Source organism: Aquabacter sp. DMC10 (genome assembly GCF_056314145.1).
The window spans coordinates 654,238-674,884 of the sequence record NZ_JBQUYX010000002.1 but is presented as its reverse complement, the minus strand read 5'-3'; the positions used below and the strand labels follow the sequence as shown (position 1 = coordinate 674,884).

The 20,647-nt window shown below is 68.9% G+C and carries 17 protein-coding genes and 1 tRNA gene; 3 read left to right on the top strand and 15 right to left on the bottom strand.

Going from position 1 to position 20,647, the window contains the following annotated elements; translation table 11 throughout:
* Window positions 1-91 precede the first annotated feature (91 nt).
* From ACT54L_RS07825 to ACT54L_RS07765, 13 genes are all read right to left on the bottom strand, one after another.
* The gene (locus ACT54L_RS07825) at window positions 92-838 is read right to left on the bottom strand and encodes an alpha/beta hydrolase family protein (RefSeq protein WP_476085188.1); all 747 of its coding nucleotides are present in this window, start codon (window positions 836-838) and stop codon (window positions 92-94) included.
* Window positions 839-1,160: 322 nt separating this feature from the next.
* Window positions 1,161-1,237 (bottom strand) — tRNA-Pro (locus ACT54L_RS07820).
* Window positions 1,238-1,326: 89 nt separating this feature from the next.
* Window positions 1,327-1,974, bottom strand: a complete 648-nt coding sequence (locus ACT54L_RS07815; RefSeq protein WP_476084974.1) for a LysE family translocator — start codon at window positions 1,972-1,974, stop codon at window positions 1,327-1,329.
* Window positions 1,975-2,120: 146 nt separating this feature from the next.
* Window positions 2,121-2,687, bottom strand: a complete 567-nt coding sequence (locus tag ACT54L_RS07810; protein ID WP_476084973.1) for a biotin transporter BioY — start codon at window positions 2,685-2,687, stop codon at window positions 2,121-2,123.
* An 87-nt stretch (window positions 2,688-2,774) separates the two neighbouring features.
* Complete coding sequence (locus tag ACT54L_RS07805; protein ID WP_476084972.1) at window positions 2,775-3,443, bottom strand: GntR family transcriptional regulator; 669 nt, start codon at window positions 3,441-3,443, stop codon at window positions 2,775-2,777.
* Between the two features lie 79 nt (window positions 3,444-3,522).
* Window positions 3,523-4,512: a D-2-hydroxyacid dehydrogenase gene (locus ACT54L_RS07800; RefSeq protein ID WP_476084971.1), complete on the bottom strand. Its 990-nt coding sequence runs from the start codon at window positions 4,510-4,512 to the stop codon at window positions 3,523-3,525.
* Window positions 4,509-6,464: a transketolase gene (gene tkt, locus ACT54L_RS07795; protein WP_476085187.1), complete on the bottom strand. Its 1,956-nt coding sequence runs from the start codon at window positions 6,462-6,464 to the stop codon at window positions 4,509-4,511. Before tkt ends, ACT54L_RS07800 begins: the two co-directional genes overlap by 4 nt.
* Before the next feature lie 161 nt (window positions 6,465-6,625).
* A complete protein-coding gene (locus ACT54L_RS07790; RefSeq protein WP_476084970.1) occupies window positions 6,626-8,530 on the bottom strand; it encodes a TRAP transporter large permease in 1,905 nt (634 codons plus the stop codon).
* 4 nt (window positions 8,531-8,534) lie between these two features.
* A complete protein-coding gene (locus ACT54L_RS07785) occupies window positions 8,535-9,560 on the bottom strand; it encodes a TRAP transporter substrate-binding protein (RefSeq protein WP_476084969.1) in 1,026 nt (341 codons plus the stop codon).
* A gap of 116 nt (window positions 9,561-9,676) precedes the next feature.
* Window positions 9,677-10,555 (bottom strand): NAD(P)-dependent oxidoreductase, encoded by an 879-nt coding sequence (locus ACT54L_RS07780; protein ID WP_476084968.1) that lies wholly within the window; start codon window positions 10,553-10,555, stop codon window positions 9,677-9,679.
* An 80-nt stretch (window positions 10,556-10,635) separates the two neighbouring features.
* A complete protein-coding gene (locus ACT54L_RS07775) occupies window positions 10,636-11,658 on the bottom strand; it encodes a transketolase family protein (RefSeq protein WP_476084967.1) in 1,023 nt (340 codons plus the stop codon).
* Complete coding sequence (locus tag ACT54L_RS07770) at window positions 11,655-12,515, bottom strand: transketolase (RefSeq protein WP_476084966.1); 861 nt, start codon at window positions 12,513-12,515, stop codon at window positions 11,655-11,657. The genes ACT54L_RS07775 and ACT54L_RS07770 overlap by 4 nt, the downstream gene beginning before the upstream one ends.
* A gap of 48 nt (window positions 12,516-12,563) precedes the next feature.
* Window positions 12,564-13,313 (bottom strand): SDR family NAD(P)-dependent oxidoreductase, encoded by a 750-nt coding sequence (locus ACT54L_RS07765; protein WP_476084965.1) that lies wholly within the window; start codon window positions 13,311-13,313, stop codon window positions 12,564-12,566.
* A gap of 108 nt (window positions 13,314-13,421) precedes the next feature.
* On the opposite strand from ACT54L_RS07765, the gene ACT54L_RS07760 reads away from it, so the two are divergent.
* A complete protein-coding gene (locus ACT54L_RS07760; protein WP_476084964.1) occupies window positions 13,422-14,303 on the top strand; it encodes a LysR substrate-binding domain-containing protein in 882 nt (293 codons plus the stop codon).
* Between the two features lie 13 nt (window positions 14,304-14,316).
* Here ACT54L_RS07760 and ACT54L_RS07755 read toward each other — a convergent pair whose 3' ends face one another.
* Entirely contained in the window at window positions 14,317-15,348 is a 1,032-nt protein-coding gene (locus ACT54L_RS07755) for a LacI family DNA-binding transcriptional regulator (protein ID WP_476084963.1), read from the bottom strand.
* 208 nt (window positions 15,349-15,556) lie between these two features.
* Here ACT54L_RS07755 and ACT54L_RS07750 point away from each other — a divergent pair, with 208 nt between their 5' ends.
* Complete coding sequence (locus tag ACT54L_RS07750) at window positions 15,557-16,489, top strand: dihydrodipicolinate synthase family protein (RefSeq protein ID WP_476084962.1); 933 nt, start codon at window positions 15,557-15,559, stop codon at window positions 16,487-16,489.
* A gap of 152 nt (window positions 16,490-16,641) precedes the next feature.
* Window positions 16,642-18,108 (top strand): MFS transporter, encoded by a 1,467-nt coding sequence (locus ACT54L_RS07745; RefSeq protein WP_476084961.1) that lies wholly within the window; start codon window positions 16,642-16,644, stop codon window positions 18,106-18,108.
* 485 nt (window positions 18,109-18,593) lie between these two features.
* On the opposite strand, the gene ACT54L_RS07740 is transcribed toward ACT54L_RS07745, so the two are convergent.
* The gene (locus ACT54L_RS07740; RefSeq protein WP_476085185.1) at window positions 18,594-20,645 is read right to left on the bottom strand and encodes a hydantoinase/oxoprolinase family protein; all 2,052 of its coding nucleotides are present in this window, start codon (window positions 20,643-20,645) and stop codon (window positions 18,594-18,596) included.
* Window positions 20,646-20,647: the final 2 nt, after the last annotated feature.

Below are 20,647 nucleotides of genomic sequence, written 5' to 3'. Positions count from 1 at the left end.
TGATCGGGGCGCCGATGGCGGGAGAGCGGGGTGCGCGTCACGTGGCCTGAAATGACCCCGGCGGTGCGGTCTGTGCCCGCCGAGGTGCGGCTCAAAAGCCGAGGCTTTTCAGGAAGGGGTTGAGATGCTCGCTCCACATTTTGCCGCCCTTGGCGAGCAGCTTGTGGCCGTCATCGCCCGGCACGGGACCGGTCATCACGAATTCGAGCTTCCCGCCCGCCTTCGAGAAGCTCTCCGCCCATTGGCGGGGGACGTCCGGTCCCCAATAAAGATCGTTCGGCGCGTACATCCAGAGGTTCCGCATCCGCGCCGTTCGCCCGGCCTCGGCAAAGGCCTGGGCGACTTCCGATGTGCCGCAGCTGTTGCCCGGATGGTCCTTGGGATTGCCGCCGGTGCCGCCGGAGAAGTTGACGACCGCGACCACGCCCGGCGGATTGCGCCCACCCAGCACCACGCTGGTGATGCCTCCGAAGGATTGGCCGGCGAGCACGATCCTGTCCTTGGCCGCCCAGGGTTGACGCCGGACCCAGTCGAGCACGGAATTTACGGCGTCCGCCCCGGCATTGACCGCTTGCTTGACCGTAGGAGCGGCGAGGCACCGACCATTCGCGTCCCAGCGTGCGCCGCTTTTCTCCACATCCGCGCCACCCGTGGCGCCATAGCCGGGGCGGATGGGGGCCACCACGGCGAAGCCCTTGCCCAGCCAATAGCCGGCGTGGCCGGGAAGGATTGGCGACGCCATGGCGGCGCGCTCATCGGCTTGCGCTGATCTGCCGTGGGAAAAAATCACCACGGGAAACGGCCCCTTTCCCGGCGGCAGAAACACCTGCGTCTGCATGCCGGCAACGGTTTCAGTCACTGGCACCGGCGCTTCGGCGTGGGCGGGGCGTGCGAAACTAAAGGGCGAGAGCAGAAGGAGGGCCGACAGCATGACGGCCCGACGCTGCAGGCATATGGACATGGCGAGCCTCGTTCCTCAACGTCCAGCTCAAGCTTGGCAGCGTCGGGCGGCTCCGGCAACTGCCTTGCGTCCGGGCGGCGCACAGGCACGTTGCTGCGCGCCGGCAGGCCTGCGGCGGTTGCTGCCCTCTGCCGCCGCATGCGGGACGAGACTCACGGAAGCGTCGCCGAAGTGGCTGCGGCGGAGAGGGGCTAAGTGGTGGTCGGAGCAGCAGGATTTGAACCTGCGACCCTCTGCTCCCAAAGCAGATGCGCTACCAGGCTGCGCTATGCTCCGACGGGCCGACGAGGCATCACCCGTGCTTACTTTCTCGGGGCCGAGGGTGCAAGGTCAAACGGTGGCGAAGTGAACAGATCGGGCGCGCTTCAGCCGCGCCGCTCCAGCAGCAGGGCGAGGCCAAAGCCCAGCAGCACCGTCCCGGTGGCGCCATCCAGGAGGCGGGCCACCGCACTTCGGCGCAAGAGTCGGGCGAACGGACGGGTGGCCAGGCACAGCACGGCGAACCAGGCGAGGCTGAGGCCGGCATGGATGGCGGCAAGGCCGACGCCATAGACCGCCATGGGGGCGTCATTCGGGATGAACTGAGGCAGGAAGCCCATATAGAAGAGCCCCACCTTGGGATTGAGCAAGTTGGTCAGCAGGCCGCGCCGAAACCAGCGGGCCATGGAGGCGCCCCCGTCATCCGCATGGGCCGGCTCCACGTGGGCATCGCGGGGACCGCGGCGCGCGGCCCGGCGCAGCAGGTCAAAGCCGAGCCACGCCAGATAGAGGGCGCCCGCCACCGTCAGGGCGGTGTAGAGCGCGGGGGACGCCGCGAGCGCCACGCCCAGGCCGAAGGAGGCGATCAGCCCCCAGGCCAGCACGCCCGCCACCACGCCCGCGCCCGCGGCCATGGCCGCGCGCGACCCTTCCACCGCCGCCGTCCGCAGGACGAGCGCGGTGTCCGCCCCTGGCGTCAGGGTCAGCAAGGTGGCGGCCAGGGTGAAGGCGAGGAGGGGCGGCAGCGGGTCCATGCGGGTCCGGGACTGAGGCGGCGCAGGAGCGCGTGGAACGTATCCTGCGGGATCGGCACGGGCGGCGCGTGCCTGGAGGGCGTCTGGGTTGCCGGCAACTGCCCCTGGCCGGCGCGCGGGGCGCATCGGCCAGGGGCAGGGGGCCGTCAGCGCAGCAGGCGCGCCAGAGCGTCCCGGCTCACCACGAGGGTGACGCCGGTGGCGAGGGCGAGTGCCACCAGATCCCCCAGGATGAAGGGCGTGAAGCCGAAGGCCAGGAGCTTGCCGGCGGGCACATAGAGCGCAAGCCAGGCCAGGCCCAGGGCGTAAAGGCAGGAAAGGCCGGCAAGCATGGCGGCCGCGCGGCCCAGCATGCCCCGCCCTTCGGCGGCGAGGCTGGTCACGAGGGTCGCCACCAGGAAGCCGGCCAGATAGCCCCCGGTGGGGCCCACCATATAAGCAAGGCCAATGCCCCGTTCCGGCGTCCCGGCAAAGACCGGCAGGCCGGCGGCGCCGGCGCCCAGATAGGCCACAAGGGTCGCCACCGCCAGCCGCGGGCCGAGGGTGGTGGCCAGGGCCAGAACGGCGAACGTCTGCAGGGTGATCGGGACGGGGCCCAGGGGAATGCGGATCTTCGCGCTCAGGGTCAGCAGGGCCACGCCGGCCACGAGGGCGAGGCCCTGGCGGAAGGTGCTGCGCAGGGCGGCGGGAGAGACGGAGAGGGTCTCGTTCATGTGCACTCCAAAATTATAGATAAAATTCTATGGCTTCTATGATGAAGCCAGAAGGTCGCGCTGAAAAGCCTTAAAACTATAGATAAATCAGCCCACGATGGCGAAGGCCTCGCGCGCGGCGCCACCCTTCCCGGGCACGGCGCGATGGCCGATCCATTGCACGTGCCGGGCCAGGGTCGCACAGGCGCCGTCCACCTCGCCCTTGCGCAAGGCGGCCAGGATGGCGCGGTGATCGTGATCGGTGCGCGCTTCCCAGTGGGAGCGCCAGGCCGCGAACAGGAAGCGGGCGCTGGCCGCATGCAGGTCATCGATGGCGCCGAGCAGCCGGGCCATGCGGCAGGGCGTGACGATGAGGCGATGGAATCGTCGGTTGGCATCCTCGAATGCGCGCACGTCGCTGGAGGCATCGCACGCCCGCGCGGCTTCTTCCGCAGCGTCGAGGTCTGCCGCCTTCAGGTTCGGGGCGGCATGGCGGAGCGCCAGCACCTCCAGGGCGGCGCGCATCTGCGCCACTTCCTTCACTTCCGCCAGGTCGAAGGCGGCCACCCGAACCCCGCGCCGGGGCTCGCTCACCGCCAGGCCCTGCGCCTCGAGGCGGCGGAACGCCTCGCGCACCGGCACATGGCTGGCCCCGAACTCCTCCGCCACATGGTCCTGCCGCAGGCGCGCGCCGGGCTCGATCTCGCCCGCAATGATCCGCTCGGCCAAAATCCGGCTGATCTGGGCAGCCCGTGTCTCCTGCCTGTCCGGCGGCATGGTTTTGTCTCCGTTGCAGCCCGTGGGGTGGCGTGGAGAATTATAGATAAAATGGCCGATGGACCAGGGGCGGTGATGCTCACATCGCATCACGGGGCGTCGCCACGCACGTCCGGGCGAAGGCCTCGATCTGGTCGATGAGCTGGTCGGCCAGCGCTTGCTGCGCCTCCAGGGAGGCCCAGGCCACGTGGGGCGTGACGATGGCACGGGGGTGGCGGGCGAGGCGCATCACCGGGCTGTCGAGGGGCGGCGGCTCCGGCATGGCCACGTCAAGCCCGGCGCCCGCCACGCGGCCTTGCTCCAGCGCCTCCAGCAAGGCGACCTCATCGATCAGGCCGCCCCGCGCGGTGTTCACCACCAAGGGCTGGCGCTGCATGCGCGCAAATTCCCCCGCGCCAATGAGGCCGCGCGTCTGCGGTGTCAGCGGACAATGCAAGGTGAGCACGTCCGCGGTCTCAACCACCTCCGCGAAGGGCAGATAGCCCGGCCGCGCCTGCGCCAGCCCCTTGCGGTCGGCGAAGACCGGCGCCATGCCGAAGGCCCGCGCCAGGTCCGCCACCTGACGGCCCAGATCGCCGCCGCCGAAAATTCCGAGCCGCCGGCCGCTGAGGTCGCGGATCGGATGGGCGTGGAAGCAGAATTGCCCCGCAGCCTGCCAGGCGCCGGCCTGCACGTCCCGGTGATAGGGGCCGATGGCCCGCGCCAAGGCCAGGATGAGCGCGAAGGTGTGTTCCGGCACGCTGGCGCGTGCATAGCCACGCACATTCTGCACCGGGACGCCCGCTTGGGCGCACGCCTCCTTGTCCACGCAGTCCGTGCCTGTGGCCGCCACGGCGATCAGGGCCAGATGGGGCAAGCCAGCGATGGCAGGTGCCCTCACCTCAACCTTGTTGAGAATCAGGATGTCGGCCTCGGCCGCGCGCGCCATCACGTCGTGGGGTGCGGTGCGCTCATAGTCGATCCACTCATGGGGAAAGGCCGGACGGCGCAGAGCGACGGCGGGCGCCAGCGTCCCCCGGTCGAGGAAGACGATGCGCGGGATGCCAGGGCGGCGAAAGGGGGCGGTCACAGGCGCGCCCGCGCCGCATCCGCCACATGGGTGGGGGTGATGCCGAAATGCCGGAACAGGTCATCGCCTGGCCCGGAGGCGCCGAAGCTGCTCATACCGACGAAGCCGCCCTCGGTCCCGATCCAACGTTCCCAGCCAAGCTGGACGGCCGCCTCCACGGCGATGCGCACCGTGCCCGGGCCCAGCACCTCCTGGCGGTAAGCCTCGCCCTGCGCCTCGAAAATCTCCCAGCAGGGCATGGAGACCACGGCGGTGGGAATGCCCTCTTCTTGCAACAGGTCGCGCGCTTCGACCGCGACCGCCACCTCCGAGCCGGTGGCCAGCAGCGTCACCCGGCGCGCGCCGCCGTCCGCCTCCAAGAGCACATAGGCGCCCCTTGCGCTGCGATTATTGTCGGCGTCACGGCGCAGGGGCGGGAGCGGCTGGCGCGAGCAGATCATGGAAGAGGGGCCGTGACGGCGGGCCAGCGCCAACTGCCAGCATTCGGCCGTTTCCACCGCGTCGGCCGGCCGAAACACCGCCATGTTGGGCATGGCGCGCAGGGAGGCCAGATATTCCACCGGCTGGTGGGTGGGGCCATTCTTGCCGATGCCGATGCTGTCATGGCTGTAGATGGTGATGACGGGCAGCGCCATCAGCGCCGCCATGCGCAAGGGCGGGCGCATATAGTCGGAAAAGACGAGATAGGTGGCGCCGAGGGGCAGGACGCCGCCATGGGCCACCATGCCATTCATCATGGCCCCCATGGCGTGCTCGCGAATGCCGTAATGGATGTAGCGCCCGCTCCGGTCGTCGCCTGTGAAGGCGGCGAGGCCGCGCTTGCAATTGGTGGGGCCTTCCAGGTCCGGCGCGCCGGGCAGAAGCTCGGGGATCAAGCCCGCCAGCAGATCCACGATATCCGCCGTGGACTGGTTGCTGGATTGGGCGGGCGCGGCCTCGGCCAGCATTCGGGCATGGGCCGCCAGCGCCCGCGACCACCCTTCCGGGAGGTCGCCGCGCATGAGGCGCTCCAGCAGCGCGCGCCGGTCCGCGGGCAGGGCGGCGCGCCGCGCCTGCCAGGCCGCGTAGGCATCGGCGTTCCGGCCGGCAACCCCCGCCCGCCAGGCGGCGGCCACGTCCGCCGGCACCTCGAAGGCGCCGTGGGTCCAGCCGGCAGCCTTGCGCGCCGCTTCCACATCCTGCGGAAAGATGCGCCCGCCATGGGCCCCGCGCAGGCCTTCCAGGCGCGGCAGCCCCTTGCCGATGGTGGTGGTGCAGGCGATCAGCGTCGGCCGCGGGTCGGCCGCGGCGAGGGTCAGCGCGGCGCTCACCTGCTCCACATCGTGCCCGTCGGCATCGATCACCTGCCAGCCGGCGATGCGGAATCGGGCGCGCACATCCTCCGAGATGGCGAAGTCGGTGACCCCGTCATCGGTCATGCGATTGTCGTCCCACAGGAAACACAGCTTGCCCAGGCGCAGGTGGCCGGCGAGCGAGATCACCTCATGGGCCACCCCTTCCATCAGGCACCCGTCGCCCACGATGGCATAGGTCCGATGATCCACCATGTCCGAGCCGAGGGTGGCGCCGAGCCAGGCCTCGGCCACCGCCATGCCCACCGCATTGGCGATGCCCTGGCCGAGCGGACCGGTGGTGACCTCAATGCCGAGATCCACGTCACGCTCGGGGTGGCCATGGGTGTGCGCGCCCAGCTCCCGGAAGCGGCGGATCTCCTCAATGGGCATCCCCTCATAGCCGGACAGATGGAGCAGGGCATAGATCAGCATGGAGCCGTGCCCGTTGGAGAGCACGAACCGGTCCCGGTCGAACCAATGGGGATCGGCGGGATTGCATTTCAGATGATGGGTGAACAAAGCGGTCGCCAGTTCCGCCCCGCCAAGAGGAGCGCCCGGATGGCCGTCCTGCGCCTGCGATATGGCATCGAGGGCGAGGAAGCGGATGGCGTCGGCCATCCGGCGCGCGCAGGGGCCGGCTTCGGGAAAGCCGGTGGAGGATGAGGAAACGGGGAGGGGGGCGCTGACTGTCATGGGGCAAGCCTCGTCCGGCGCCGGGACAGGGCCCCGGCGGCGGGTTGCGGAAGGAAGCGGGAGGCGCGGGGTGGGGGACCCCGGCGTCAGGTCGGAAGCAGTCCGATGGAGAACCAGGGGATCGCCGCCACCAGCACGAGGCCGATGAAGAGGGCGATCATGTAGCCGACGATGGGCTTCATCCCCTCGTCCGGGCTCACTCCGCCGATGGCGGTGGCGCAGTAATAGCCCACCCCGAAGGGCGGGGCGAACAGGCCCATGCCCATGGAGAGGATGACCACCATGGCATAATGCACCTCGTGGATGCCGAGCTGCCGCGCGATGGGGAAGAGCAATGGCCCGAACAGCACGATGGCCGGAATGCCCTCCAGCACCGAGCCCAGGATGATGAAGGCGATGATGGACACCACCATGAAGGCGGCGGCGCCGCCGGGCATGGCGCCCATCACCCGCGCCAATTCCTGCGAGAAGCCGGACTGGGTGAGTGCCCAGGCCATGCCGGTGGCGGTGCCGATGATGAGCAGGATGGCGCCCGAGAGGGCGGCGGTGGCGGTCAGCATGGGCAGGATGCGCCGCACGTCGAACTGGCGATAGATGAAGATCCCCACGGCCACCGAATAGACAATGCCGATGGTGGAGACCTCGGTGGCGGTGGCGATGCCTTCCATCACCGCGGCCCGGATCACAAACGGCAGGGCCACGGCGGGCACCGCCACCACAAGCGCCTTGCCGATCTCCCGCCCGGTGGCGCGCCGCACCCCCGAGAGGTCCTCGTTGCGATACCGCCAATAGACGAGCGCGCAGAGCGTTGCGCCCAGCACCACGGCCGGGATCATGCCGCCCGCGAACAAGGCGGCGATGGACACGCCGGTGACCGAGCCGATGGTGATGAGCACGAGGCTCGGCGGGATGGTCTCGGTCTGCGCGCCGGTGGCAGCCAGGAGCGCCACCAGGTCGCCGGGCTTGGCGCCGCGCTTAATCATTTCGGGGAACAGAACGGGCGTCACCGCCGCCATGTCCGCCGCCTTGGAACCGGAAATGCCGGAGACGAGGTACATGGCGCCAATCAGCACATAGGAAAGGCCGCCACGCACATGGCCGAGCAGGCTGGCGAGAAAGCCAACCATGGCCCGCGCCATGCCGGTCATTTCGATGAGGAGACCGAGAAAGACGAACAGCGGCACGGACAGGAGGATGAGATGGCTCATGCCCTCGTCCATGCGCCCGACCACCACCACCAGCGGCGCCTGGGTGGTGAAGGTGAGATAGGCCACCGTCGAAAGGCCGAAGGAGAAGGCGATGGGCACGCCCGCGAAGACCCCCGCCGCCACCAGTACCACGAAGAAGATCACGAGATTGGCGTTGCCCAGGCCCTTCAGGAGAGGGGAAAGCGCAAAGCCGGCGAGGGTGAGCGCGGCGAGGAAGCCGACCACCCCCGCCACCTGGAGCGGGTTGGTGTTGCGTGCCAGCTTCAGCAGCGAGACCGCCGTCATGAGCGCCAGGCCCACCGGTAATGCCGCCGCCTTCCAGGCATTGGGCACGTCCATGGCCGGCAAGGTCACGAACATCTCGTCCTCGGCATATTCGAGGGCGGGATGGATGAGCGCCACGAGGAAGATGACCGGGGCGGCCACCGCCAGCGTCTCCAGCACCGCCTGACGGCGCGGGGGCAGGGCGCCCACAATGGCGGTCATGCGCATGTGCTCGCCGCGCTGGAGCGCAACCACCGCCCCCAGCATGGCGAGCCAGATGAACATCACCGCGGCCAGCTCATCGGACCAGACCATGGGCATGTGCACGAAATAGCGCATGATGACGCCCAGGAAGAGCACCACCACTTCCGCCAGCACCAGGAGGGCGGCCGGAAGCTCCACCAGCCGCGCGAGCACCCGCTCGGTGGCCAGGACGCCGCGCTGCCAGCCGGTGGCGGCGCCGGTGGGAGGGGCGCCCGCATGGGCGGCCGCTCCGGGTTGGGGAAGGGCGCGATCCATGGCCTCACCCGAGCTTGCCGGAGGAGGCCTCGAGCAGCGACCAGGCTTCATCGCCATATTTGGCGCGCCAGTCGCTGTAGAAGGTGGTCTGCGACAGCGCTTGGCGGAACGGCTCGCGGTCCACGTCGATGAAGGTTACGCCCTTGGCGGTGAGGTCGGCGCGCAGGGACTGGCTGAGGGTGGCGATGTCGGCGCGCTCTTCCTGGCCCGACCGATCGAACTCCCGCACCAGGATGGCCTTCAGGTCGTCGGGTAGTCCGCCCCAGAAGCGGCGATTGGCGAGGATGAGGTAGCCGTCCCACACATGGCCGGTCATGGAGCAGTATTTCTGCACCTCATAGAGCCGGGCGGAGGCGATAATGGCGAGCGGGTTCTCCTGCCCTTCCACCACCTTGGTCTGGAGCGCGGAGTAAAGCTCGTTGAAATTGATGGGGGTGGCGCTGGCGCCCAGGGACTTGAACACCGAGGTGAGCATGGGCGCGGGCGGCACGCGGATCTTGAAGCTCTTGAGATCTGCCGGGGCCTTGATCTCACGGGTGGAGGAGGTCACCTGCCGGAAGCCATTGTCCCAGAACTTGATGGGCGCCACGAGGCCGGCCTTGCCGATCTGGTCGCGGATGTGGGTGCCGAGCCCGCCATCCATGGCCTTCCAGACGGTGGCGTAATCGGGAAAGGCGAAGCCGGTGTTCACGATGCCCGCGACCGGCACCAGGGTGGCCAGGATGGAGGCCGACAGGTTGAACAGTTCCACCCCGCCGGAGCGCACCTGGGCGAGAAGGTCGGTGTCGGAGCCCAATTGGTTGGCGGGGAAGACCTTGATCTCCACCCGGCCGGAGGTCGCCTCCAGAATGCGCTGCGCCGCCTCGGTGGCGCGCTTGTTCACCGGGTGTGAGGGGTCCTGGCCGGTGGCCAGCTTGTAGGTGAATTCCGCCGCCCGCGCGTTGCGGATGATGCCCGCCAGCGGCACTGCCGCGGCTGTGGCCATGAAGGCGCGGCGGGTCAGGCCGGCTGGGGTCTTGGCGTTGGTCATGGTGTCCTCCCTTTGGTGCCGCACAGCGGCTTCTTTGGTGACGGGCCGTGCACGGACGGCGTTTTGACCCGCCGCCGGCCCCGCCTCTTCGGGCGCGTGCCGGCGAGGGGCAGGGTTCAGGCGCGCCCCTGGAGCGCGCGATAGGCGCGGATGACCTGGCTGTCGTCCGCCGCGCCGAGGCCGGCGCCGGAGACCGACAGGAAGAGCTGGTGGGCCAGGCTCGCCAGCGGCAGCGCCGCCTTCGCAGTCCGCCCGGCTTCCAGCACAAGGCCGAGATCCTTCACGAAAATGTCCACGGCGCTGGTGACGGTGGGGGTCTGCTCCAGCATGCGCGGCCCACGGTCGTTCAGCATCCAGCTGGCCGCCGCCGAGCCGCCGAGAATGTCCAGCACGACGGCGGTGTCGACGCCGAGCCGTTCGGCCAGGGACAAGGCTTCCGCCGCTACCACCAGATGGGCGCCGCACAGCAATTGATTGACCACCTTGGCCGTGGCCCCCTGGCCGGCGGCGCGGCCCACATGCACCACCTTGCTGCCCATGGCTTCGAGCAGGGGGCGGGCGCGGGCGAAGGCGGCATCGGATGCCCCCACCATGATGGTGAGCGTGCCGGCAGCCGCCCCCACCACGCCGCCGGACACGGGCGCGTCCACGAAGGAAAAGCCCTGCGCCTCCACCTCCCGTGCCATCTGCGCCACCTCGGCGGGCGGGCAGGTGGACATCAGCAGCACGTTGGCGCCGGGGGCGAGGGATGCCAGCGCGCCATCGGCGAACAGGACCTCCCGCGCCTGGGCGATGTTGACGACCATCAGCACCGCCGCGTCCGCCCCCGCGCAGGCGTCCGCCGCGGTCTCGGCTGCAATGCCGCCGGCCGCGGCCAGCGCCCTGCGGGCTTGCGCGCGCAGGTCCGTGCCCCGCACCGTGAAGCCGTGCGTCACGAGGTTCAGGGCCATGGGCAGGCCCATGGAGCCGAGGCCGATGAAAGCGATGGCGGTCATGTCTCTCCCTTCGGGCCGCGTTGGGCCTTCTTGTCGTCCGCTCTGCGGCGGTTGAGGCGGGGCGCTGCCGCCCCGTCCTGTCAGCGGTCGAGCCAGGCCTTGACCTGCTCCGTCACGGCGGGAGTGGAGATTCCATAGCGGTCGTGCAGGGTGGGCAGGGCGCCGGCGTCCAGGAAGGCGTCGGGCAGGCCGATATGGCGGAAGGGCACGCATACGCCGTTGGTCATGAGCAGGCGTGCCACCGCCTCGCCGAGGCCGCCCACCACCGAGTGGTTTTCCGCGACCACCACCAGCCGTCCCGGTTTCTGCGCCGCCGTCAGGATGGCCGCCTCGTCCAGCGGCTTCAGGGTCGGCACGTGCAGCACCGCCGCATCCAGCCGGTCCTTGCGCAGGGCATCGGCGGCTTCGAGCGCCCGCATGGTCATGAGGCCGGTGGAGATGAACAGCACATCCGCGCCATCCCGCAGCAGGGCCGCCTTTCCAAGCTCGAACCTGTAGTCGTATTCGTCCAGCACCAAGGGCACGTTGCCGCGCAGCAGGCGCATATAGACCGGGCCATCATGGGCGGCGATGGCCGGCACCGCCTGCGCGATGTCGAGCGCATCGCAGGGGTCCACCACTGTCAGGTTCGGCATGGCGCGGAAGATGGCGAGGTCGTCGGTGGCCTGGTGGCTCGGGCCGTAGCCGGTGGTCAGCCCCGGCAGGGCGCAGCAGATCTTCACCGGCAGGTTTTCTTCGGCGATCGCCATGCAGATGAAGTCATAGGCCCGTCGGGAGGCGAACACCGCATAGGTGGTGGCGAAGGGCATGAAGCCCTCCCGGGCGATCCCCGCCGCCGCCGCCATGAGCAACTGCTCGGCCATGCCCATCTGGTAATAGCGATCCGGGAAGGCCTGCGAGAAAATGTGCAGATCGGTGTATTTGCCGAGGTCCGCCGTCATGCCCACGATCTCGGGGCGGTGCCTGGCCAGCTCCACCAGGGCATGGCCGAAGGGGGCCGCCTGTGTCCGTTGCCCTTCCGAGGCGATGGAGGCGATCATCGCCGAGGTGGTCAGGCGCGGCCGGGCGGGATCGGCCGGCGCGAACGCGCGCTTGGTGCTCATTGGAAGCCCTCCCGGGCGGCAAATTGGGTGTCCAGCACGGCAAGGGCCTTGTCCCACTCGTCCGCCTCAACGCGGATGAAATGGTTCTTCTCCCGCTGCTCCAGGAACGGCACGCCCTTGCCCATCAAGGTGTCGCAGATGATGACGCGGGGCTGTCGCCCCTCATGGGCGCGGGCGGCATCGAAGGCGGCGACGAGCGCATCAAGGTCGTTGCCGTCGACGCGTTGGGTGAACCAGCCGAAGGCGGTCCATTTGTCCTGCAGCGGCTCGCTGGAGAGCACTTGCAGGGAGGGGCCGTCGGCCTGCTGGTTGTTCACGTCGACGACGGCGATGAGGTTGTCGAGCTGGAAATGCGCCGCCGACAGCGCGCCCTCCCAGGTGGAGCCCTCGCCGAGTTCACCATCGGACAGGAGATTATAGACGAAGGCCTTGGAGCCCTTGCGCTTCAGCCCGAGGCAGGCGCCCACCGCGATGGGCAGGCCCTGGCCGAGCGAGCCGCCGGTGATCTCCATGCCCGGCGTATAGGCCGCCATGCCGGACATGGGCAGGCGACTGTCATCGCCGCCATAGGTCTCCAATTCGGCGCGCGGCACGATGCCGGCCTCGATCAGCACCGCATAGAGCGCGATCGCATAGTGGCCGATGGAGAGATAGAAACGGTCGCGGCCCTCCCATTCGGGATCTTCGGGCCGGTAGGTCATGGCGTGAAAGTAGGACACGGCCAGGATGTCGGCGATGTCGAGAGCCTGGGCGATGTAGCCCTGGCCTTGCACCTTGCCCATCTGCAGCGCGGTGCGGCGCACGGCATGGGCGCGCGCGGCCAGTTGCCGGTTGTGCCCGGAGGTCGATAGGGTCATGGAAGTCGCCTTGAAGAGGCCGGGCGATGAGCCAGCGGCCGATGGCGCTCAGTGGATGAGCATTCCGCCGTTCACGTCGATGACGGCGCCGGTCACGTAGGCGGAAAGATCCGAGGCCAGGAACAGGAAGATGTTGGCCACGTCCTGCGGCACGCCGAGGCGGTTCAGCGGGATGTTTTCGAGAATCTTTACCCGGGCTTCGTCTGAGATCTTGCCGGCATTGATGTCGGTCTGGATGAGGCCCGGCGTGACGCAGTTCACGCGCACGCCGTCCGGCCCCAATTCCCGCGCCATGGCCTTGGCGAGGCCGAGCACGCCGGCCTTGGCTGCGGAATAATGCGCGCCGCCCAGAATGCCGCCGCCGCGCTGGGCGGAGACCGAGGACATGCAGGCAATGGCGCCCGCCTTGCGCTCCCGCATGTGGGGCATCACCGCCTGGGAGAGATAGAGCACGCCCTTCAGGTTCACGTCCTGGATGCGATCCCAGCTGGTCTCGTCGATGTCCCACACCTTGATGGCCTGGGTGATGCCGGCATTGTTGATGAGGATGTCGATGCCGCCGGTGCCGGCCAGCACTTCGTCGACGGCCCGGCTGCAATCGGCGCGGTCCGTCACGTCGCAGCCGAGGCCCAGATGTCCGTCGCCGAGGCTGGCGGCGGCCTCCTGCGCGCCCTTTGCGTCGAGGTCGAGAATGGCGACCCGCGCGCCCTGGGCGGCGAAGGTCCGCGCCGTCGCATAGCCGATGCCGCGCACGCCCGCGCCGCCTGAAATTACTGCTGTCTTGCCCTTGAGCAACACGACCCGTCCTCCCGGTCCGCTTTTCGTTGCCCGGAGTGTGTCGGAACCCATCGGTCGGCAAAAACGCAAAAATTGCGCGAACCGGTGAATCAGGTTCATCTATGCCGCATGAGCCAGCTTCCCCTTGTCGCCCTGCGCGCCTTTGAAGCCGCCGCCCGCACCGGCTCCTTCCGCGCCGCCTCCGAGGAGCTCGGCATCTCGCCGAGCGCCGTCAGCCATGCCATCCGCAAGCTGGAAGACCTCATGGGCGTCGCCTTGTTCGAGCGCGAGGGACGGGTGGTGCGTCTCAATCCGGTGGGCGAGGCGCTGCAGCAAAGCGTGGCGGCCGGTTTTGATGAATTGCGTCATGGCCTGGAACGGGTCAGCGGGCGCGCCAGCAATCTTCTGCGGCTGCATTGCGCGCCCTCCATGGCCGCCCAATGGCTGATGCCGCGCCTGCGGCGGCTGATGGCCGAGCATCCGGGCTTCGAGCTGCGCTTGTCGGCCAGCACGGATTACCCGCGCTTCCTGACTGATGAATTTGATGCGGACATCTGCTACGGCCCGCCGCGCCAGGAAGGGCTCACCGTGATCCCGCTCGGGGAAGAAGCGGTCTGTCCCCTCTGCGCCCCGGAACTGGCGGCCGCCATCCGTACCCCCGCCGATCTTCTGGATGTGCCGCTGATCGAGAGCGAGCACAAGCGCGTGCGCTGGAATGCCTGGTTCCTGGCCCAGGGTCTGACCCCGCCGAGCCCGCGCGGCAGTCGGTTCGATCGCTCCTTCATGGCCATTGCCGCCGCCGTGGACGGCCTTGGGGTGACGCTGGAATCCGTCCGCCTGGCGGAGCGCGAGATCGCCGACGGGCGGCTGGTGGCCCCCCTATCGGGCCGGTCGCGGGACCTGGCCTATACCGGCCACTTCCTGGTCTTCCCCGCCAAGGCCAAGCCCCGGCGGGCGCTGCGCATCTTCACCACGTGGCTGGCGCGCGAATTGGGGCTCGACCACGCCTGAGGGGGCCGCGTCCTCAGTGTCCGGTCCGCGGCGCCGCGGTGGAACGGCGCGGAATGAGGGTGGGAGCGGCGACCCGGATTCGCTCCCCGGCCATGTCGGGGCTGCGCGTCATGAGCTCCAGCGCGGAGCTCGCGATCTGGTCGAAGGGAACGCGCACCGTGGTCAGGGGAATGGGCAGGCGGCTGACGATGGGAATGTCATTATAGCCCACCAGCGACACATCGCCCGGCACGGACAGGCCCAGCCGGGCGAGGGCGGAGAGGGCCCCAATGGCAGTGTTGTCATTCACCGCGAACAGGGCCGTGGGCGGGGTGGGCAGGCTCATCAAGCGCTCGGCCGCCTCCGAGCCGGAATCGATGCCGAAGGTGGAGTCCACCACGAGATTCGGGTCTTGGGCCAGGCCGGCTTCTCGCAGGGCCTGCCGGTAGCCCTCCACCCGCCCAAGGGAGGAGGAGGCATAGTTGGGGCCGGCTATGATGCCGATCCGGCGATGGCCGAGATCGATCAGGTGCCGCGTGGCCAGGTATCCGCCCAGCCGGTCATCGCCGACGGAGGCCAGGCTGCGTCCGTCGCTGCGCAAGGCGAGCACGAAAGGCACGCCGCGATCGGCCAGCTCGCCGGCAAAATCATCGCCGGCGCGCGCCGTTGAGAGCACGAGGCCATCCACGCCCCGCTGAAGCAGGGTCTGGGCGGCGGCGCGATCGGCGCGCGGCTCGTCCTCGGTGGTGGCGACGATGGCGAAGCGGCCGGACCGGGCGCATGCCCGCGCCAGCGCCTCGTAGAGCATGGCCATGACCGTGTCGGTGAGCCGAGGCACGATCACCCCGATGGTGTGCGTCTGTCCCCGCCGCAGGCTGGCGGCCGACACGTCCCGCATATAGCCGAGCCGCGCCGCCACCTCCCGCACCCGGCGGGCCGTTTCGCTCTCGGACCGGGGAAGGCGTTCATCCAGGATGCGCGACACCGTCGACTTGGACACGCCGGCGGCGGCGGCCACGTCGTGAATGGTGACACGTCCCTGCCGTTCGTGTGCCTCGTCGGCCAATCCCCCGCCCTCGTTTCTGGAAGCGATGAATCCCATTTAGCGGTTGACAGGCGGAAAGTACAAGTCATTCTATGGGAACGTTCCCGATAACGATCCTAACCCTAGGTGAGGGTTCAGGGACCGGCTGCGGGAGCCGAGGTCGCCGTTGCGCCCGGCGCGACGGACAAGGCGGGCTCCGCCCGTGAAAACCCAAGGAAGGACAAGAGAAATGGCGATCGATTGGAAGGGCCTGAACCCGGCGCCTGTGACCCTGTTCAAGGACAATGGCGATGTGGACTTCGAGGGCAATGCGCGCCTGGCCAAGTGGCTGGCGGCGATCCCGGGCGTCAAAAGCCTGGTGATCCTCGGCCATGCGGGCGAGGGCACGTTCCTGACCCATGACGAGCAGCTCGAACTGATCCGGGTCTATAAGGACGCCACCCCGCTGCCCGTGGTGGCCGGTATCACCGGCGAGGGCACCAAGGTGGCCGAGATCGAGGCGAAGCAGAAGATCGAGGCCGGCGCCAGCGCCGCGCTGGTCTATCCCAACCACGGCTGGCTGCGCTTCGGCTACCAGAAGGGCGCGCCGCAGGACCGCTACAAGGCCGTCGCCCAGTTGGGCCTGGAGTGCATCCTGTTCCAGTATCCGGCCGTGACCAAGGCCAATTACGACCTGGACACCCAGCTGGAGATCGCCGCCATCCCCGGCGTGACCGCCACCAAGAATGGCGTGCGGGACATGAAGCGCTGGTACAATGAGATCCCCGCGCTGAAGAACGCCTTCCCGAACCTGGCCATCATGTCCTGCCACGACGAATGGCTGCTGCCGACCATGTTCGACGTGGACGGCCTCTTGGTGGGCTATGGCAACATGGCGCCCGAGCTGCTGCTGGAGTTCCTCGCGGCCGGCAAGGCGCAGGACTATACGCTGGCCCGCAAGTATCATGAGCAGCTGCTGCCGCTGACCCGCGCGGTCTATCACCGCGGCTCGCACATGGAAGGCACGGTTGCGCTCAAGCATGCCCTGCGCGCCCGCGGCCTGATCGACAATGTCAACATCCGCGAGCCGCTGAAGCCGCTGGGCGATGCCGCCGACGCCGAGATCCGCGCCGCCGTCAAGGCCGCAGGCTATCCGCTCGTGGACACCGCGCTCGCCGCCTGAGCCATTGGGGCCGGCCGATGGCCGGCTGCGCTGCCCCATTGAAGCAAAAAATCCCCCGCCGGATCGCCGGAGAAAGGCAGGTCCGGCGGGGGATCTCCGGCCGTCCTGCGGCCGGCAACAAGAAAAATGATTGAAACCGGGAAGGAACCCCCATGCTCACGCTCAATCCGCACCGCGCGTCGGGGCGCGGCCGGGACGCTGCGCGCGTCCGGGAATCCGATCACGTCCAAGACCCCGTTCGCCCGCACGACTCGGTTCGCGCTGAAACGGGCGTGCGCGACGGCCAGGCCGACATCAGCGCCCGCCTCGAACGCCTGCCCGTGACCCGCCGGGTCTTCTGGACCCGCAACATCATCGGCGCCGCCACCTTCTTCGACGGCTACACCGTGATCGCCATCGCCTATGCCATGCCGGTCCTGGTGCGGGAATGGGGTCTCAACCCTGAGCAGACGGGCGCCATCCTCTCCATGGGCTATTTCGGCCAGCTCATCGGCGCGGTCTTCTTTGGCTGGCTTGCCGAACGCATTGGCCGCCTCAGCGTATTGCTCTTCACCATCCTGCTGTTCGTCAGCATGGACGTGGCCTGCCTGTTCGCCTGGGGCGCGGCATCCATGATGATGTTCCGCTTCATCCAGGGCATCGGGACGGGCGGGGAAGTGCCGGTGGCCAGTGCCTATATCAACGAATATATCGGCTCGAAGGGACGGGGCCGCTTCTTCCTGCTCTATGAGGTCATGTTCCTGTTCGGCCTTGTGGGCGCCGGGCTGATCGCGCGGGCCCTCGTGCCGGTCTATGGCTGGAAGGCCATGTTCCTGGTCGGGCTCGTCCCCGCCATGATCCTGATCCCGCTGCGCTTCTTCATGAAGGAATCGCCGCGCTGGCTGGCCGCTCAAGGCCGCTATAAGGAAGCGGACCGGATCGTCCGCGATCTTGAGGCCTCCGCCCGCGCCGCCGGCCATGATCTGCCCGAGCCGAAGCCCGTGCCCCAGGCCGCGCAGACCCGTTCCGACTGGCGCGAATTGTTCTCGGGCATCTACCGGCGGCGCACGCTGACCATCTGGTCCATGTGGTTCTGCTCCTACCTGGTGGCCAATGGCATGATCGCCTGGCTTCCCACCCTTTATCGCCAGACCTTCCATCTGCCGCTGGAGACGGCGCTGCTGTATGGTCTCCTGACCTCGGTGGCGGGGGTGGTGGCGGCGGTGTGCTGCGCGCTGCTCATCGACAAGGTCGGCCGCAAGCGCTGGTATTCCGCCGCCTTCCTGCTGGCCCCTCTGCCCCTGCTGGCGCTTGCCTATCTGGGCGCGACGTCGCCCATGGAAGTGCTCATCCTGGCGGGCCTGGCCTATGCCATCATGCAGACCGTGACCTTTTCTCTTTATCTTTATTCGGCCGAACTTTACCCCACGCGCCTGCGCGCTCTGGGGACGGGCCTCGGCAGCGCCTGGCTGCGGCTTGGCTCGTCGGCGGGGCCGCTGGTGGTGGGCGCCATCATGGGCATGGCCGGCATCCAATATGTCTTCGCCGCCTTTGCCGGTGTCCTGCTCGTCGGCGCGGTCATCACCCTGCTGTTCGCGGTGGAGACCAAGGGGCGGGTGTTGGAGGAGCTGTCTCCCTGACCGGCCGGGAGCGGCGGGTCGCCTCCTGATTCAGGGGCGCGCGGTGTCGCCGCTTGGCAACTCATATTTTATTCCGCCCCTTTGGCGGCACCCCCGATAGCTAACAGGTGGTTCCGGCGCGCGGTTGTCCTGCCCGGTCCCCGGCGCGAGCCGGGGACCGGGCCAAAGGCAGGACAGCTGTTCAGGGTGGGGAAGCCTTGGCTGAACCGGAACCGTGCACACGTTCCCGGGCGTGTGGTCAGGGCCATAAGGGCAGCACAGCGCGGCAGGCGCGGCCCACCGGGAAACGGGTGGCGTTGGGGAGGGCCTGCCCGCGGCCCTTCCTTCTCGTCCGCAGTGCCTTGGAGTCTGGCCCCCTCGTCCGGGCGGCCCCAGCGAGGGGGTCAGACTCATTCTGGCAAGTCGCGACGGGCGATGTCCTGCCGCACCGGCAAGGCGCACCGCGAGAGGCCGGTCCTCCCGCGCGGAAAATGCCGGTTCGCCAGTCAGGTGACCGGACCCACCTCAATGTCGAGCCACCCAAGCCCATTCACCCGCAGCCGGTCGGCTTCGCCAACGCGCACCGTTGTGGTGTCGGATTCCACCAGGGCAGGTCCTTCCAGCTCATGGCCAGGCCGCAGATCCTCGAACCGGTAGACGGGGACGTGCATCCGCGCCGGCCAGTGGATCTGGCGGGTGCCGCGCACCGGAGGCGCCCCTACGGCCGACGCCACGTGGTGGGCCTCGCTCACCTTGGGCACTGTCCCCACCGCCGAGACACGGGCATTCACGAACACCACTTCCTGGTCCGGGGAGGCGTAGGTGTAGAGTTCTTCGTGCCGGCGATGAAAGCGGGCGTCGATCTGCGCGAGGATGTCGGGAGCGGCAAGGTCGAGGCCGTCCAGGTCCACGTCGATCTCGAACACCTGCTCGCCATAGCGCATCTCGGCCGAACGCTCGAGCCGGATAGGCCCGTCGAACCAGGCCTGCATGCGGGCTCGTGCGGTGTCCTCCAGCTCCTGGAACACGCGGCGAATGGTCGCCGTGCGATCCGCCTCGCCTGTGTCGAGGCTGGTGCGGCTGACCTCATAGCGCAGGTCGCTGGCCAGCATGCCCCAGGCGGACAGCACGGAAGCCGCCACCGGCACGATCACGCGCGGGATCTCCAGTTCCCGCGCCACCTCCACCGCATGCAGGCCGGCAGCGCCGCCGAAGCTCACCATGGCAAACCGGCGCGGGTCCACGCCCCGGCGCAGGGTCATCAGCCGAATGCCATCGGCCATGGAGAGATTGACCAGCCGGAAGATGCCGGCCGCCGCCGCCTCCCGCGGGATGCCGAGGGCTGCGCCGATGGTGTCGACGGCGGCCGCCGCCGCATCCGTATCGAGCCGCCGCCGGCCGCCCATGAAGGCGTCGGGATCGAGCGTTCCCAGCACCACATTGGCGTCGGTCACAGTGAGGGCCGTGCCGCCCTGGCCATAAGCGGCGGGGCCGGGCTGCGAGCCCGCACTGGCCGGGCCCACATGCAGCGTGCCGCCCGCATCCACGCCGGCGATGGAGCCGCCTCCCGCCGCGATGCTGGCGATGTCGAGACTGCGCAGGGCGATGCGCTGGCCCGCCAATCCCGCGTCGGCGGTCAGCATGGCCCGGCCATCGGCGATGAGCGAAATGTCCGTGCTGGTGCCGCCCATGTCGAACGGGATGAGGTCGGCAATGCCGAGCAGCTCGGCGCAGCGCCGGCACCCCGAAATGCCGCCCGCAGGGCCGGACAGGGCCGTTCCGGCCGCCAGCCGCGCCGCCTCTTCCACCGGCGCCATGCCGCCATGGGAGAGAATGATGAAGAGTGACCCGGAAAATCCCGCCTCGGCGAGGCTGCGTTCCAGATTGCGCAAGTAAAGCTGCACCGCCGGGCCCACATAGGAATTCACCACGGTGGTGGAGACCCGCTCATATTCCTTGATCTGCGGCCACACATCGCTGGAGCGGGACACATAGAGGCCAGGCAGTTCGCGCGTCAGGCGCTCCACCGTCGCGATCTCATGGGCAGGGTTGCGGTAGGAATGGAGATAGCAGACCGCCACCGATGTGGCACCGGACCGCTTCACGGCCTCGATCGCTTCCCCAAGGGAGGTGGCGTCGAGGGGAATGCGGACGGCACCGTCCGGCCCGATCCGCTCCCGCACCCCGAAGCGCAACTCGCGCGGCACCAGCGGCTCGGGCGGCGGCGTGCGCAGGTCGTAGCGGTCGCCTTTCAGGCCCTCCCGCATTTCCAGAACATCGCGATGGCCCTCAGTGGTCAGCAACGCCACCTTCGCCCCCTTGCGTTCGAGGAGCGCGTTGGTGGCCACCGTTGTGCCGTGGACAAGGCGGGTGGTGCGCGCCAGCAACTGGGCGCGGGTCAGGCCGACCCGCGCTGCCAGGTCCTCGAGGCCGGCCATGACGCCGACCGACTGGTCGGCGGGGGTGGAAGGCGCCTTGGCAAAGACCGCCTTGCCGTCGGGGCCGATCACCACCAGGTCCGTGAAGGTGCCGCCCACATCAATGCCGATGGCGTACATGG

Coding starts and splice junctions, on each gene's coding strand:
- ACT54L_RS07780 (WP_476084968.1), bottom strand. CDS start 10,555: ATGACCGCCATCGCTTTCATCGGCCTCGGCTCCATGGGCCTGCCCATG.
- ACT54L_RS07745 (WP_476084961.1), top strand. CDS start 16,642: ATGCTCACGCTCAATCCGCACCGCGCGTCGGGGCGCGGCCGGGACGCT.
- ACT54L_RS07775 (WP_476084967.1), bottom strand. CDS start 11,658: ATGAGCACCAAGCGCGCGTTCGCGCCGGCCGATCCCGCCCGGCCGCGC.
- ACT54L_RS07750 (WP_476084962.1), top strand. CDS start 15,557: ATGGCGATCGATTGGAAGGGCCTGAACCCGGCGCCTGTGACCCTGTTC.
- ACT54L_RS07810 (WP_476084973.1), bottom strand. CDS start 2,687: ATGAACGAGACCCTCTCCGTCTCTCCCGCCGCCCTGCGCAGCACCTTC.
- ACT54L_RS07805 (WP_476084972.1), bottom strand. CDS start 3,443: ATGCCGCCGGACAGGCAGGAGACACGGGCTGCCCAGATCAGCCGGATT.
- tkt (WP_476085187.1), bottom strand. CDS start 6,464: ATGGCCGACGCCATCCGCTTCCTCGCCCTCGATGCCATATCGCAGGCG.
- ACT54L_RS07785 (WP_476084969.1), bottom strand. CDS start 9,560: ATGACCAACGCCAAGACCCCAGCCGGCCTGACCCGCCGCGCCTTCATG.
- ACT54L_RS07760 (WP_476084964.1), top strand. CDS start 13,422: ATGAGCCAGCTTCCCCTTGTCGCCCTGCGCGCCTTTGAAGCCGCCGCC.
- ACT54L_RS07790 (WP_476084970.1), bottom strand. CDS start 8,530: ATGGATCGCGCCCTTCCCCAACCCGGAGCGGCCGCCCATGCGGGCGCC.
- ACT54L_RS07770 (WP_476084966.1), bottom strand. CDS start 12,515: ATGACCCTATCGACCTCCGGGCACAACCGGCAACTGGCCGCGCGCGCC.
- ACT54L_RS07815 (WP_476084974.1), bottom strand. CDS start 1,974: ATGGACCCGCTGCCGCCCCTCCTCGCCTTCACCCTGGCCGCCACCTTG.
- ACT54L_RS07740 (WP_476085185.1), bottom strand. CDS start 20,645: ATGTACGCCATCGGCATTGATGTGGGCGGCACCTTCACGGACCTGGTG.
- ACT54L_RS07825 (WP_476085188.1), bottom strand. CDS start 838: ATGCAGACGCAGGTGTTTCTGCCGCCGGGAAAGGGGCCGTTTCCCGTG.